This window comes from Corallococcus praedator, assembly GCF_003612125.1.
Classification (GTDB): domain Bacteria; phylum Myxococcota; class Myxococcia; order Myxococcales; family Myxococcaceae; genus Corallococcus; species Corallococcus praedator.
Genome location: NZ_RAWI01000254.1, coordinates 1 through 13,902, shown reverse-complemented (window position 1 = coordinate 13,902; position 13,902 = coordinate 1). Strand labels below are relative to the sequence as shown.

Here is a 13,902-nt window from a genome sequence, read left to right as displayed (position 1 = left end):
CCCTTCCACCTGGACGGGCATGGCGCGCTGGAAGCAGCCCCGGAAGCCGGACACCAGCTCGGAGGCCGGCGTGCCCACCTGGGGACCGACCATCCCCGCATCCCCGAGTCCCGCGTCCACCGGCGCCTCGGACGGGAGGGCCTCCGGCTGCGCGATGCCCGTATGGGACGGGTCGGAGGTGGGCAGCGCCTGGGCGCTCTCCACCGCGCGCTGCTGCTCCGCCGCGGCCGCCATCATCCGCGTGCGGCCCTCGTCGATGCGGCGCAAGAGGTCCTGCGCCGCGACGGAGTCCACGCTGTCGGCGGGCACGCGCTGCAGCAGCGCTTCAATCTCCCCCGTCGCCGGATCCAGGTACGCGCCGTCCAGCTTCTGCGCGTACAGCGAACTCCAGCGCTTCGTGGCCTGCTCGTATTCGGGTGACGGCGGCGCCGGAGCGCGACGGCACCCGGACGCACCGAGCATGAGGAGGACGAGGACGGCGAGGCCAAGGCCCTTGACGGGCCGCATCGGACGGAGGACCTGGGGACGCACGGCCCCGGTTTATGCCACCTTCCGCCCGGTTGCGCCGCTTTTCCGCACCGAGGGCGTCAGGCCCTCAGACGCCCAGGAACAGCCGCTTGCCGAAGTTCAGCGCGAGGTCCGCGTCGAAGATCTTCTGCGCGGACGTCTCGATGTCGTACTCCACGCGCAGGTACTCCACCGTGCGCGCGTCCGTGTCGCAGATGACGAAGCAGGCCCGGTTGTCGTAGTCGCGCGGCTGCCCCACGCTGCCCACGGAGACGATGTACTTGTAGCCCTTGCGCAGCACGAACTTCTGGGCCACCACGTCGTTCACCTCGCCGTTGCCAATGGCGAACGCCCGGCACAGGTGGCTGTGGCCAATGAACGTCACTTCCGGCAGCTCCGCCACGTACGGCGTCAGCTCCCGCGCCTGCTCCAGCGCGAAGATGTACTCGTACGCCTTCGGATCGATGGGCGAGCCATGGCAGAAGCCCACCTCTCCAATCCGGTACGTGTACGGAAGGCTGCGCAGCCAGGCCAGGTTCTCGTCGGAGAGGACGTTGGCGCTCCAGTCGAGCGCGTGCCGGGCGGCGTCGTAGTAGTACGAGTAGTCCATCCGGCCGGCGACCGCGGCGTCGTGGTTGCCCAGCAGCGTGATCTCCGCCACCGAGCGCACCAGCTCGCAGCACGGGTTGGGCGACGCCCCGTAGCCGACGATGTCCCCCAGCGACACGAAGCGGTCCACCTTCTGGTGCTCCGCCACCCTCAGGACTTCCGTGAGGGCCTCGATGTTGGAGTGGATGTCGGAGATGACGGCGATGCGCATGGGGAGCCTATGGGGAGGTCTGCTGCTGGGAGATGATGCGCCGCAGGCTCGCCAGCGCGTTCGCGTCCAACGCTTCGAATCTCAAGCCCATGCCCGGAGGCCGCCCGACAGGCTGCTCGCCTCCGCGCAACCACACGACGGTCGCCTCGGCATGCAACGCCGCGTCCGTCTCCTGCGACAGCCGCACCTGCGCCCGCGAACCCTTCGCCAGGGGCGTGCTCGTCCTCAGGAAGAGTCCGCCCTCGCTCAGGTTGGCGATGCGCGCATACAGGGTCACGTTCTCACCCTCGCACCAGCAGCGCAGGTGGGTGCCAACCCGCGCGTACTTTCGGTTTTCGCTCAACCCGTGACCTCCCGGCAGGGGCCTCTCCACCCACGGTCGGGCTGAAAAAGGGTGGCCTTGCCGGATTTATTCATCCACTGCGTTCAGGCGAGCCTAGGAAAGGTGGGAGCGGCCCGTCAAGTTCCACACCGGGTCGCCCGCCCTTCCTGGTCGCTGGGCTTCAGCCCAGGGGGCCCAGGTCGTCGAAGTGGGTGAGCTTCTTGAACTCGGCGAAGCGGGCGTGGATCTCCGGGCGCTTCACCTCGCGCAGGCGCTCCAGGCTGAACTTCTCCACGGTGAAGGAGGCCATCACGCTGCCCATGACCATGGCCTTGCGCAGCAGCTGCCCGTCCACCTTGTCGTAGGACGCGGACGCCAGGGTGCCCATGAAGCCGCCGGCGAAGGTGTCACCCGCGCCGGTGGGGTCGAACACCTCCGACAGGGGGAACGCCGGGCAGGCGAAGATGTGGTCCTGGTCGAAGAGCAGCGCGCCGTGCTCGCCGCGCTTGATGACCACGCGCGAGGGGCCCATGGCCAGGATGGCGCGGGCGGCCTTCACGACGTTGTGCTCGCCGGACAGCTGGCGCGCCTCCGCGTCGTTGATGAAGAGCAGGTTCACGCGCTGGAGCGTCTTCAGGAGCGCGGGGCGGCTGCCCTGGATCCAGAAGTTCATCGTGTCGGCGGCCACCAGCTTGGGCGCCTTCACCTGGTCCAGCACGCGCGACTGGAGCTCCGGGTGGATGTTGCCCAGGAAGACGTAGGGGGTCTCCCGGTACGCCTGCGGCAGGTTGGGCGAGAAGGACTCGAAGACGTTCAGCTGGGTGTCCAGCGTCTGCGCCTCGTTGAGCTCCCAGCCGTACTTGCCCTTCCAGCGGAAGGTGCGGCCGGCCTCGCGGGTGAGCCCCTCCAGGTCGATGCCGCGCCCGCGCAGGAACTGGAGGTGGGCCTCCGGGAAGTCCTCGCCCACCACCGCCACCAGCTGCACCGGCCCGAAGAAGGACGCGGTGGTGGAGAAGTAGGTGGCCGAACCGCCGAGCACGTCATCCTTCTTGCCGAAGGGCGTTTCCAGCGAGTCCAGCGCGATTGAACCGACGACGAGAAGGGACATGCGGGCTTCCTGGGGAGTGACCGGGCGCGAACCGCTTGCGTCAGGGCACGGCGCTTCGTGAAGGGAAACCCCGTGCCCGTGCCGGGTACGACACCTGCCCCGCAAGGTCAAGGGGACAAGGGACACCCGGGGGCCCGGAAGGCGCCCCCGTGCCTAGAGCGCGGGGATGCCCGTGGTGACGATGAGGGACTTCAGGTCGTCGTCGGTGAAGAAGAAGCCGGCGCCGAAGAAGAAGTCGCGGCCGGCGATCAGGCGCTTGGTGGCCGTGTCGCGCTGCTGGGCGTTGATGATGTCGTCCATGCCCGCCACCACGAACAGGTGGTCGAACGCCTGGGCGCGCAGCGTGGCGCGCAGGCGCGGGTATCTCAGCTCATCCGCGGTGAAGTTGAAGGCGTCCATCTTCAGGGTGAGCGCGTCGTCGAAGAAGTGCAGGTCCGCGCCCACACCGCCCGTGGACTCGATGAGGCCAACTCGCAGGGTGGTGAAGTAGTAGCGCTTGGCGAACTGGAAGCTGAACTTGAAGGACTCCTTGGTCACCTTCTGCGTCTGGATGACCGGGTCCCCGTCCGACGGCGGGTTGGTCTGCACCACCTGCGTGCTCACCGAACCGCGCGGGTCGTCGATGATCTCCAGCAGGTAGTACTTGTCCGGCTTGGGGATGAGCCGCAGCGACAGGCCGTTCTTCGACGCGCCCTGGGACACCAGGTAGGTGCTGAACAGGCCCACCTCCGTCTGGGTGTTGGTGAGGCGGGTGGCGAAGTCGGAGATGTCGGTGACGGCCTCGTTGACGCGCTGGCCCAGCTGCTCGTCGGTGAGCAGCGCGCCCGCGGCGCCCTCGCCGTCCTTCACCTTGCGGGTGATGTCCTCCAGGTTGGCGAGCGTGTTGTCCAGCCGGCCCAGGGTCTGCTTGAGGCTGGAGACGCTCTCCTTGAACTCCCCTTCCCCGCTGCCCACGATGTTCTTGACGGTGCCCAGCACCTCGCGAACATCCTTGGTGATCATCTCCACGTTGTTGACGATGCGGCCCACGTCCGCGCCGTTGCTCTGGGTGATGGCGCGCACATCGGAGGACACGCCCTCCACGTTCGCCATGATGGTGTCCAGGCGGTCCGTGTTGCGGCGCACCGTGGCGTCCACCGAGTCCGACAGGCGGACCATGTTCTCCACGATGCGCTCCAGGGAGCCGGCGCCCTTCTCCCCGCCCAGCACCTCGCGCAGCGCGCCCGTCACCTGCTGGATGTCGGAGGTGATCTGCGACAGGGACTCGAACACGGCCTCCACGCCCTGGGTGTCGATGACGCGGCGGATCTGCCCGCCGTTCTCCAGCGCGGGGGCCTGCTCCGTGCCGGGGTTCAGGTCCAGCAGGTAGTCGCCCAGCAGCGACTCCGAGCGCTTGGTGACGGCGGCGTCCTGGCGCACGTCCACGCCCTTGCGGATCTTCAGCCAGACCTTGGCGCGAGTGCCCTCCAGGGTGATGTCGCTGATTTCACCCACCGGGATGCCGGCGATCTGCACCCGGCCGCGCACGGCGAGACCGGACGCATCCCGGAAATAGGCCCACACCTGGGTGGAATCCCGGTCGCTCAGCCCGCCCTTGGTGGCGAACAAGACGAACGTGATGAGAAATGCCCCCGCGGCGATGACCAGCAGGCCCACACGGAAGGGCGTGACGAGCTTCTTCACCTGATGTGACTCCGAGCGCTACCGGCCGCGCGCGACTCTAACGATTTGCATGCCGGGTGCCAGCTTTTCATGGGGGACGGGAATTCTTGCGGTCCCTAGTTCTTGCCGAACCAGGTCTGCAGGAACACCTGGACGGCGGGCTGCGTGGACTCGCGCAGCTGCTCCGGGGAGCCGTTCTCCACGATGACGCCCTTGGAGAGGAAGGCAATCTGATCCGCGACGTTGAAGGCGGAGGCGATGTCGTGGCTGATGACCACGCTGGTGACGCCCAGCTCCTTCTGCGCGGTGAGGATCATCTCATCCACGGAGTCGGTGGTGATGGGGTCCAGGCCGGTGGTGGGCTCGTCATAGAGGACGACCTTCGGGTCCAGCACCACGGCGCGCGCCAGACCCACGCGCTTGCGCATGCCGCCGGACAGGTCCGCGGGGAAGCGGTTCTCCACCTCCGGCTTGAGGCTCATCAGCTCCAGGCGCTTGCGCACCTTCTCCCGGATGGCGTCCTCGGGGAGGCTGGTGTGCTGGCGCAGGGGGAAGGCGACGTTCTCGAACACCGTCATGGAGTCGAAGAGCGCGGCGGCCTGGAACACCATGCCGAAGCTGCGGCGGACCTGCTGCAGGCCCTGCACGCTCATGGGGACGATGTCCTCCCCGTCGATGATGACCTTGCCACTGTCGGGCTTGAGCAGGCCGATCATGTGCTTCATCAGCACCGTCTTGCCGGAGCCGGAGCCGCCCAGGATGACGCAGGTGCTGCCCGCCGGCACGGTGAGGTTGATGCCGGTGAGGACCTTGGTGGAACCGAAGGTCTTGTGCAGGTCCACGATGTCGATCATCGGCTTCTTCGACCCGGTGGACGCGGGAGGAGCCGAGGGGGAGTCCGGCGGGCCCATCAGTGCATCATCATGCCGACGATGAAATCGAGGATGAAGATGGACAGGGCGCTGGCCACCATGGCCTCCGTGGTGGCCTGACCCACGCCCTTGGCGCCGCCGGAGGCGTTGTAGCCCTTGAAGCAGCAGATGAGGGCCACGGCCAGACCGAAGATGGCCCCCTTGATGAGGCCCTCGTAGACGTCCGAGGGCGCCATCCACTGCTGGGTGCGCGACAGGAAGGTGCCGGGGGAGATGCCCAGGCCGAACACCGCGACGATGTAGGCCCCTGTCATGCCCGTGGTGTTGAAGAGCATGGTGAGCGCGGGGACCATGAACAGGCCCGCGAGCACCCGGGGCACCAGCAGGTACTGCACCGGGTTGACGGCCATGGTCTCCAGCGCGTCCACCTGTTCGGAGACGCGCATGGTGCCCAGCTCCGTGCACATGGCGGAGCCGGCGCGCATGGTGACCATCAGCGCGGCGAACACGGCGGACAGCTCACGGGTGAGCGTCAGGGCCACGGTGGGGCCCACCAGGCTCTCCGCGTCGAACAGGGCGAAGGCGGTGGACGTCTGGAGGGCGAACACCATGCCGGTGAAGCTGCCGGTGAGCCCGACGATGAAGATGGAGCCCACCCCCACGAAGTCCAGCTGGGTGAACAGGTTGTTCAGGCGGAAGGGGCGCCGGACGCTCCAGCGGAAGATGTCCAGGCCCATGGCGACCACGCCGCCAATGGTGGCGATGACGTCGATGAGGCCCCTGCCGAAGCCCTCCACCGACTGGACGAAGGCGCCGGTCAGGCGGTTCGGTTTGCTGGGGGTCTCGGTGGTCATGCGTTCAGGCTGGCTACTCTACGTGCCCCCGCCGCGCGCACAAGCGAAGTCCCTCGCCGGGTTATCCCACCCTCACCGCCATGGCTGGTTGGCAGGGGACCTCGTGCGTGACGGACAGGTGGGATGCGATGGGGCTTCCTCCTCCCAGGGCTGGCCGTTATGTTCCGCGACCCTTTTCCTTCCACGCCCGGCGCGCCCTTTTTTCGGGGAGTTGCCGGGCCAGAGCGAAACAACAGCATGGCTACCCTGAAGGTCGGCGGCGAGGTGGATTCCCTCTGCACCCGCTGCAAGATGTCTCTCGCTCACACCATCCTCGCGATGGTCGGTCCGAAGATCGCCCGCGTCCGCTGCAACACGTGCGGCGGGGAACACGCGTTCCGCGGCAAGCCCGGCACCACGGACCGTCCCACGAAGGCCGCCACGGCGAAGGCCGCTCGCGCCGCCAGCGGCACCACGCGCACGACGCGCGCGGAGAAGGTGGTCATCTCCTTCGACGAACAGCTCGCGGGCAAGGACATCGCCAGCGCGCCCAAGTACAGCCCCAAGGACACCTACCGGGTGGATCAGGTCATCCACCACCCGACCTTCGGCGTCGGCCTGGTGACCGCGGTGCGCGGCGACAAGGTGGACCTCACCTTCCGCTCCGACACCAAGACGCTGGTGCACGGCCGCGGCGGCGGCGCGCCCGCGGACCGGCCCGCCTTCAGCCCGCCGTCCAAGATGAACTCGGGCCCGGCGGACAAGCCCATGGCTGAAGTGCCCATGGACGAGGAGCTGCCCGAGGTCGCGATCCTGCCCTCGGATGAGGAGCTGGACAACGCCGTGCCTGCCGAGGATTGACCCGAAGGCGGGAGCGGCGGTCAACTGGGAAGCGGGATTTCCCGAATGCGTCCGCCGCTCCTCATCGCCGTCCTCCTCTGGGTGTCGCTCGCCGCCGTGGCCCGGGCGGAGCCGCCCGAGGTGGAGGCGACGCCCGGGCGCGTGGTGCTCGGGCAGGACCCGGCCGTGGTGGTGCGGGTGCGGGTGCCGAAAGGCGCCGGCCCCGTGCGCGCGGCCGCCTCCTCGGGCACCTGGGAGGCGACCCGGGTGGAGGGCGGCGCGGAGCGCGTCTTCCGCTGGACCCCTCCGCCGGTGCGCTACCCGCTGTGGGCGGTGCTCGCCTTCTGGGTGGAGGATGGCCGGCCCCCGGAAGTCACCCCGGTGCACATTCCCCTCCTGGGACGCACGACGCTGGACGTGTCCACCGCGCCGGGCGCGGAGGTGGTGGTCGCCGTCGGTGAAGCGCGCTTCGGTCCGGTGAAGGCGGACGCACGGGGCCGCGCGCAGGTGCCCGTGGAGGTGCCTCCGGATGCGAAGGAGGCGCGCGTGCTCGCGACGCGGGGCACGCTCACCACGGACCGCAGCGCCCCGTTGGAGGTGCCTTCCGAACGCCCGCTGGTCGCCGCGCTCACGCCGGATCCGCTGTCGCCGGAGGACGGGGGCTGGCTCATCCTCGCGGGCACGGAGGGCGTGGTGCCGCCGTCGCAGCTGGACGTCGCCGCGGAGGGCGCCACGGTGAAGGCCGATCCTTCGAAGGAGCGCGCGCGCTTCACGGTGCATCCCCGCGAGGGGGCCCCGCGCGTGTCCGTCACGGTCCGCTGGCGCGACGCGGATCCCACCGCGAACGCAGCGCGGATCCAGGCCGGCGTGCGGCCCGCGCGGCCCAAGCCTCCGGAGACGGTGGAGCTCACGGCGCCCACCTCCCCTGCCCCGCCGCCGCAAACCCTGGCCCCGCGCGGCACGGGCGAACGACTGTCGTTGTTCCTGCTGGGGGGCGCCGCGTTCGCGAGCGGAGCCAATGGCGGACCGCTGCTGTCATTGGGGGTCTCCGTTCCCCTGCCTGTCTGGAATGGGCGGCTGGCGGCGGAGGCCGAGGCGGGGTTTCGCCACGCGATGTTCGACGCGCCGCAAGAAGACCTGGGGGTGCATTCGCGCGTGTGGGGCGTTCCCCTGCTTTTGTCCGCGCGGGTCACCCTTTTCCAGCATGACTCCTTCAAGCTGGACGGCAGAGCAGGCGCGGGTGTGCTGCCTTTCAGCCATCGACTGTCTGTGGATGCATCTCAGACTTCAGACGACTTCCCGACGGCCGTGGATGAGAGCAGAGTCGCGGCCATGGGATTCCTGTCCGTGCAGGGTGCGTATGGCTTTGGCCGCTGGAGCGTCCTCGCGGAGGCGCGAGCCGCGCTCGCCCCCGTCGAAACGGATCTACTGCGCGCCGAGCTGGGTGGCGTGTCCGTGTCCGCGGGACTGAGGTTCGTTCCGTGAGGCGCGCCACGTTCGCGCTGCTGGGGTGGGCCGTGCTGGCGTGGGCCTGTTCAGGGAGTTCTCCTTCGCTGCCCAAGCCCACCATCCTCTCGGTGGAGCCGGCGACGTTGCTCGTCAGCTCGAAGGACGAGGAGCTCACCATCCGGTTCGACGCGCAGTACGCCGTCTCCGTGGACTACGGCGAGGAGAAGGTGAACGCCCGCACGACGGCGACGGGCCACGTCTGGGTGGATGAGATGGAAGCGGTGGTGACGCAGTTCGATCCGCAGGGCGTCGCCGTCGTGACGATGCCCCGGGGCCTGGGTTCGGGCGCGCACACGGTGAAGCTGCGGCTCGATGACGGGCGGGAGGCGGTGGCCGAGGGAGCCCTCACCCTGACGCCCCCCGGCAAGGACAAGGAGACGGATCCCGAGGAGGAGTGGGACGCGGGGGTCCTCATCGCCTTCGACGCGGGCGTGTCCGAAGCGGAGGTGGACGCAGGCTCCATGGACGACGCGGGGACGCCCGGGGATGCGGGCCCCCATCCGGACGACCCCATCCTTCCAGGCGACATCACGGGCTTCACGTTCGACCCCATCGAAGGCGCGCGCACGAGCCGCCTGTCCTTCACCATCTCCGTGCGCGCCGAGGGCCCCCGGGCCGCGCACTTCAAGGGCTCCCTGGAGCTGACGTCCTCGCGAGGCAAGGTGACGCCCACGAAGATCGGCCCCTGCGACAGCGGCGTGTGCACCGCCATCATCACCGTGGACGCTTCCGAGGGCACCGTGTGGCTCTCCGCGCTGGATGGCTACGGCGTGGGCGGCATGTCCAACAGCTTCATGTTGACCAAGCACCCGTAAGGCCGTCACCCGGCCGCGCGCAGCAGCTCCAGCGCCCGCAGCATGTCCGGAGGCAGCGGGGCCTCCACCGCGCCCGCGGCGACGCCCGGCAGCGCCGGCCACTCCACGCGCGCGGCGTGCAGCGGCGTGCGCGTCAGCACCTCCTGCGTCCCCTGCCCTCCCAGCTCCCCCTCCGTGAGGGGCGCCTCGCGGCCGTACTGGTGGTCCACGAGCAACGGATGGCCCAGGGCCAGCAGGTGCACGCGAATCTGGTGCGTGCGCCCCGTCACCGGCTCGGCCTCCACCAGCGAGGCGTTGGCGAAGGTCTCCACCGGACGCACCCGCGTGCGCGACGGCTTGGCGTCCGGCTCCTCCGGCCGCGCCACGCGCATGCGGCCCTTGCGGCCCGCCACCAGCGGCGCGTCCACCCACTGGGGGGTCTCCAGCCGGCCTTCCACCAGGGCCCGGTAGCGCTTGCGCACCTTGCCCGCTTCAAAGGCCTGGGAGAGCGCGCGGTGCACCGCCGCGTCCAGGGCGAAGACGAGGACGCCGGACGTGTCGCGATCCAACCGGTGCACCACGAACACCTTGCGGCCCAGCTGCGCCTCCAGCGTGTCGCGCAGGCACGGGCCGCCTTCACGGCCGGGGATGACGAGCACCCCGGCCGGCTTGTCCACCACCATCACCCCCGCGCCGTCGAAGAGGATGCGGGCACTGCTGCTCACTCGTACTCCGACGCCGACACCACGGTGATGGGGCCCAGCCCTTCGAGCAGCGGCTTCACTTCCGACGCCTTGCCCAGCACGACGATGACGGGCGCGTCCGCGAAGGCGTACTTCTTCGCCACCCGGGCCACGTCCTTCGGCGTCACCGCGCGCAGCCGGTCGCGGAACTTCTCCACCCAGTCGTCCCCCAGGCCGTGGATGCGGACATCCGCGATGACGGACGCGACGGACTCGTTGGTCTCCGTGCGCAGCGGATACAGGCCGGCCAGGTAGCTCTGGGCGTCCTTCAGCTCGCGCGGCTTCAGGCCGCCGTCGCGCACGCCGTGGATCTCCTCCAGCGCCACGTCGATGATCTCCCGCGTGGAGGCCGTCTTCGTGAACGTGGACAGCGCGAACACGCCGCCCGCGCTCATCGTGTCGAAGTAGGAGCTGACGCCGTAGGTGAGGCCGCGGTTGACGCGGATCTCGTTCATCAGCCGCGACGTGAACCCGCCGCCCAGCGCGATGTTCATCGCCGTGGCCGGGAAGTAGTCCTCGTGGCCCAGCCAGAAGCCCGGGCCGCCCAGGCGCACCTGGGACTGCGTCTGGTCCGGCTTGTCGATGAGCAGCACCTGCCCGGCCTTCGCCAGCGGCTCCTGCTTGCGGGGCAATTCCGCGGGCGCGTCCGGTCCGCCCGTCCAGCCGGCGAACGCACGCTCGGCCTCCGCGGCCACCGTCTCCGGCGCGATGGCGCCCACCACGGTGAGCATCGACACGCGCGGGCCCATGCGCTCGGCGTGGAAGCGCACGACGTCGTCGCGGGTGAAGGTGGACACGGTGCGCTTGATGCCGCCCAGGTCGCGCCCGTAGGGGTGGTCTCCCCAGAGCAGGCGGCTGAAGGCGCGGTCGGCGATGGTGGACGGGTCGTCCAGATCGTTGGCGAACTGCGCCAGCACGCGGTCCCGGGCATCCAGCACCTCCTGCTCCGGGAACGAGGGCTCGCGCACCACCTGCCCCAGGACGTCCAGCATCGCGGAGAAGTGCTCCGCGGGCGTCGTCAGGTAGACGGACAGTACGTCCTCGTTGACGCCCGCGTAGAGGCTGGCGCCCACGAACTCCACGGCCTCGCTGATGGCGTCGGCGTCCAGCTTCTGGGTGCCCCGGCGCATCAAGCGCGCGGTGAAGTCCGCCAGGCCATCCTTGCCCGGAGGATCCCACACGCTGCCCGCGCGCATGACCAGCCGCACGGAGATGAGCGGCAGCGGGCCCCGTTCCGCGGCGATGACCTTCAGGCCGGTGGACGTGGTGCTCTCATGCAGCTCCGGCAGCTTCAGCGCGCCGGTGGCCGCGGCCTGGGGCACCAGGGCGAGCTTTGCCTTCCTGGCGGGCTTGGAGGCCTTGGCGCGGACCGCGGCGACCTTCTTGCGGGCGCTGGCGGCCTGTTTGCGCACGGCCTTGGCGGCCTTGCGGACGGTCTTCTTCACGGAGGCGATTTTTCGGGAGGCCATACGCGGGAGGGGTTTCCTCGCGGGACGCTTCAAGCGTCCGCGTCGTCGCCGGGCTCGATGGCGCCGGCTTCGGGCTGGAGGGTGACCACCGAGCGACGCTCGGGGGCGAAGTACTTCGCGGCGACGGCCTTCACCTGCTCCGGCGTCACGGATGCGTAGAAGGTCGGCAGGGACAGGCCCTCGCGCCAGTCGCCCAGCAGGGCCTCGTAGTGGCCCAGGGCGTGGCCGCGGCCGCTGTTGGTGGACAGCTCGCGCAGGTGGTCCGCGCGCAGGTTGTTCTTCGCCTTCTGCAGCTCCTTCTCGGTGACCCCCTCGCGCGCCAGCTTCTCCAGCTCCGCGTACAGCAGGGCCTCCACCTTCGCCGGATCCGAGTCCGGCTTGAGCTCCAGGTAGAACATCACGGTCCCCGGATCGATGCGCCAGCTCCAGTCGAGCATCACCGACACGGCGGCCTTCTGGTCATACACCAGGGACTTCACCAGCCGGCTGCCCTCGCCCTTGGTGAGGATGTACTGGGCCACATCCAGCACCAGCGTGTCCTCCTGGCTGGCGGAGGGGCCCCGGAAGCCGATCATCACCGACGGGGACTGCGCGGGGTGGCGCACCACGGCGCGGCGCTCGCCCTTCTGCTCCGGCTCCGCGTTGATCACCGGCAGCGGCGACGGTCCGCGCGGGATGTCGCCGTAGTAGCGGCGCACCAGCGCGAGCGTCTTCTTCGGGTCGATGTCCCCGCAGATGTAGAGCACCGCGTTGTTGGGCGCGTAGTACGTGCGGAAGTACTCCTGGCAGTCCTCGCGGGTGATGTTCTCGATGTCCGCCATCCACCCGATGACGGGCCAGCGGTACGCGTGCGCCTTGTAGATGAGCGTCCCCAGCTCCTCGTCCATCATCCCGGGGATCTCATTGTCCACCCGGACGCGGCGCTCTTCCTTGACGACCTCGCGTTCGCTGGCCAGGGTCTTGTCGGAGATGCTCAGCGAGCGCATCCGGTCCGACTCCAGGTCGAGCACCGTCTCCAGCGCGTCGGCGGAGAAGTCGTCGTAGTACACCGTCATGTCGTTGGACGTGTACGCGTTGGAGCGGCCACCGTTCGACTCGAGCGTCTTGTCGAACATCTTGGGGCCGTACTTCTTCGCCCCGTTGAACATCATGTGTTCAAACAGGTGGCTGATGCCGGTGATGCCGGGCCGCTCGTTGCGGCTGCCCACCTGGAAGAAGGTGTAGAGGCTCACCACCGGGGCCTGATGGTTCGCCAGCAGGCGGACCTTCAGACCGTTGGGCAGCGTTGCCTCGTGAACGTCGAAGAGGGCGTGGAGGATGGGGTCCACCGCGCGCGCGGGGGACCGCGGGGATGCCTTGGCCATAGGTGCCCCACCGTAACCACGGCGGGCCTAGAGATCCACGACACCTTCACGCAGGGCCCTCACCACCGCGTCCACATGGGAGTTGACGCCCATCTTCCGGTAGATATGCGACAGGTGCGTGCGCACCGTCCGGCGCTCCAGCGTCATCACCTGCCCCACCTCCGCGTTGGACAGGCCCTTGGCCACGTAGCGCAGCACGTCCAGCTCCAGGGGCGTCAGCCCCCAGGGCAGCTCCGCGGGCTTCTGGGCGGGCTTCGCCTGGACGGACTGGAAGTAGTTCCAGAAGCGGCGCGCGATGATCGGCTCCAGCACCGTGCCGCCCTCCATGACCTCCTGGATGGCGGAGCGGATCTTCTCCGGCCCCACCCGCTTCACCAGATAGCCGGACGCGCCGGCCTGGATGGCCTCGTAGACCTTCTGCTCCTCCTCGAAGGACGTGAGGATGAGGATCTCCACCTCCGGGGCGCGGCGCTTGACCTTCTGGGTCACCTGGATGCCGTGCATGCTCGGCAGCTCCAGGTCCAGCAGGACGAGCTGCGGGCGCTCCCGGACGATGTCCTCCACGGCCTGCTCGCCGTCCTGCGACGTGCCCACCAGCTCCAGTTCGGGGAAGGTGTTCAGGACCTTGATCAGGTTGCGCAAGAGCTGCGGCTGGTCCTCAACGATGAAGATGCGCGTGCGCTCCACGTTCACCGCCTGGTGGGAGGAGGCTGGAATTGTTCCTCCAGCTTCTGGTGCTGGCCCCGCGAGAAGCGGAGCTGGAAGTCCTTGCGCTCGCCCGTGGACAGCGCGACCACGCGGATGTCGCGCGTGCCGACGCGGACCGGGAAGTTCACCAGCGGCGTGGTGCGGCTCACCCGCGCACCGTCGATGTAGACTCGCGCCGGAAGGTTGGTGCGCAGCGTGAGGAACGCGCGCTGGGCCTTGGCGGGCACCGCCGGTTCGCTTGCCTCCGCCCCGTCATCCTCCTGGTCCTCCAGGTCCTGTGAGGACGAGGACGGAGGAGGCGCGGGCGGCGGCGGCGCGATGGGGCGCAGCTGCGTGGGGCTGGCACTGGCG

General features: G+C 69.3%; 14 protein-coding genes and 1 pseudogene. 3 read left to right on the top strand and 12 right to left on the bottom strand.

Going from position 1 to position 13,902, the window contains the following annotated elements; genetic code table 11:
• The 7 genes from D7Y13_RS27485 to D7Y13_RS27455 form a co-directional block, all read right to left on the bottom strand.
• Positions 1-531 (bottom strand): hypothetical protein (locus D7Y13_RS27485; RefSeq protein ID WP_120630814.1); only part of this gene is annotated, 531 nt, incomplete at its 3' end.
• A gap of 64 nt (positions 532-595) precedes the next feature.
• On the bottom strand, positions 596-1,327 hold the full coding sequence (locus D7Y13_RS27480) for a metallophosphoesterase family protein (RefSeq protein WP_120535203.1): 732 nt from the start codon (positions 1,325-1,327) through the stop codon (positions 596-598).
• A gap of 7 nt (positions 1,328-1,334) precedes the next feature.
• A complete protein-coding gene (locus tag D7Y13_RS27475) occupies positions 1,335-1,670 on the bottom strand; it encodes a TIGR02266 family protein (protein WP_120535204.1) in 336 nt (111 codons plus the stop codon).
• A gap of 160 nt (positions 1,671-1,830) precedes the next feature.
• Positions 1,831-2,757 carry a PfkB family carbohydrate kinase gene (locus tag D7Y13_RS27470; protein WP_120535205.1) on the bottom strand — a complete coding sequence of 309 codons (927 nt, stop codon included), beginning with the start codon at positions 2,755-2,757 and terminating at the stop codon, positions 1,831-1,833.
• Between the two features lie 153 nt (positions 2,758-2,910).
• Positions 2,911-4,440: an MlaD family protein gene (locus D7Y13_RS27465; protein WP_120535206.1), complete on the bottom strand. Its 1,530-nt coding sequence runs from the start codon at positions 4,438-4,440 to the stop codon at positions 2,911-2,913.
• 95 nt (positions 4,441-4,535) lie between these two features.
• A complete protein-coding gene (locus tag D7Y13_RS27460; RefSeq protein ID WP_120585234.1) occupies positions 4,536-5,273 on the bottom strand; it encodes an ABC transporter ATP-binding protein in 738 nt (245 codons plus the stop codon).
• Between the two features lie 56 nt (positions 5,274-5,329).
• Positions 5,330-6,145 (bottom strand): MlaE family ABC transporter permease, encoded by an 816-nt coding sequence (locus tag D7Y13_RS27455; RefSeq protein ID WP_120585231.1) that lies wholly within the window; start codon positions 6,143-6,145, stop codon positions 5,330-5,332.
• Between the two features lie 237 nt (positions 6,146-6,382).
• Between D7Y13_RS27455 and D7Y13_RS27450 the strand changes: the two genes are divergently transcribed.
• Genes D7Y13_RS27450 through D7Y13_RS27440 form a run of 3 tightly spaced genes read left to right on the top strand, consistent with a single transcriptional unit; the run spans position 6,383 to position 9,288 of the window.
• Positions 6,383-6,985 carry a hypothetical protein gene (locus D7Y13_RS27450; protein WP_120535209.1) on the top strand — a complete coding sequence of 201 codons (603 nt, stop codon included), beginning with the start codon at positions 6,383-6,385 and terminating at the stop codon, positions 6,983-6,985.
• A gap of 45 nt (positions 6,986-7,030) precedes the next feature.
• A complete protein-coding gene (locus D7Y13_RS27445) occupies positions 7,031-8,449 on the top strand; it encodes a hypothetical protein (protein WP_120630813.1) in 1,419 nt (472 codons plus the stop codon).
• A complete protein-coding gene (locus D7Y13_RS27440) occupies positions 8,446-9,288 on the top strand; it encodes a hypothetical protein (RefSeq protein WP_120535211.1) in 843 nt (280 codons plus the stop codon). The genes D7Y13_RS27445 and D7Y13_RS27440 overlap by 4 nt, the downstream gene beginning before the upstream one ends.
• A gap of 5 nt (positions 9,289-9,293) precedes the next feature.
• On the opposite strand, the gene D7Y13_RS27435 is transcribed toward D7Y13_RS27440, so the two are convergent.
• From D7Y13_RS27435 to D7Y13_RS45865, 5 genes and pseudogenes are all read right to left on the bottom strand, one after another.
• A complete protein-coding gene (locus tag D7Y13_RS27435) occupies positions 9,294-9,950 on the bottom strand; it encodes an RluA family pseudouridine synthase (protein WP_120585320.1) in 657 nt (218 codons plus the stop codon).
• A 38-nt stretch (positions 9,951-9,988) separates the two neighbouring features.
• Complete coding sequence (locus tag D7Y13_RS27430; RefSeq protein ID WP_120535212.1) at positions 9,989-11,479, bottom strand: insulinase family protein; 1,491 nt, start codon at positions 11,477-11,479, stop codon at positions 9,989-9,991.
• 29 nt (positions 11,480-11,508) lie between these two features.
• The gene (locus tag D7Y13_RS27425; RefSeq protein ID WP_120535213.1) at positions 11,509-12,843 is read right to left on the bottom strand and encodes a M16 family metallopeptidase; all 1,335 of its coding nucleotides are present in this window, start codon (positions 12,841-12,843) and stop codon (positions 11,509-11,511) included.
• 27 nt (positions 12,844-12,870) lie between these two features.
• Positions 12,871-13,530, bottom strand: coding sequence for a response regulator (locus tag D7Y13_RS27420; RefSeq protein WP_199732910.1), 660 nt, complete (start codon positions 13,528-13,530; stop codon positions 12,871-12,873).
• A 2-nt stretch (positions 13,531-13,532) separates the two neighbouring features.
• Positions 13,533-13,902: pseudogene (locus D7Y13_RS45865) on the bottom strand (serine/threonine protein kinase); the annotation flags it as partial.

Bases quoted from the DNA above. Each gene is read 5' to 3' on its own strand.
- D7Y13_RS27480 (WP_120535203.1), bottom strand. From the start codon at position 1,327: ATGCGCATCGCCGTCATCTCCGACATCCACTCCAACATCGAGGCCCTC.
- D7Y13_RS27470 (WP_120535205.1), bottom strand. From the start codon at position 2,757: ATGTCCCTTCTCGTCGTCGGTTCAATCGCGCTGGACTCGCTGGAAACG.
- D7Y13_RS27460 (WP_120585234.1), bottom strand. From the start codon at position 5,273: ATGATCGACATCGTGGACCTGCACAAGACCTTCGGTTCCACCAAGGTC.
- D7Y13_RS27455 (WP_120585231.1), bottom strand. From the start codon at position 6,145: ATGACCACCGAGACCCCCAGCAAACCGAACCGCCTGACCGGCGCCTTC.
- D7Y13_RS27450 (WP_120535209.1), top strand. From the start codon at position 6,383: ATGGCTACCCTGAAGGTCGGCGGCGAGGTGGATTCCCTCTGCACCCGC.
- D7Y13_RS27445 (WP_120630813.1), top strand. From the start codon at position 7,031: ATGCGTCCGCCGCTCCTCATCGCCGTCCTCCTCTGGGTGTCGCTCGCC.
- D7Y13_RS27435 (WP_120585320.1), bottom strand. From the start codon at position 9,950: ATGGTGGTGGACAAGCCGGCCGGGGTGCTCGTCATCCCCGGCCGTGAA.
- D7Y13_RS27430 (WP_120535212.1), bottom strand. From the start codon at position 11,479: ATGGCCTCCCGAAAAATCGCCTCCGTGAAGAAGACCGTCCGCAAGGCC.
- D7Y13_RS27425 (WP_120535213.1), bottom strand. From the start codon at position 12,843: ATGGCCAAGGCATCCCCGCGGTCCCCCGCGCGCGCGGTGGACCCCATC.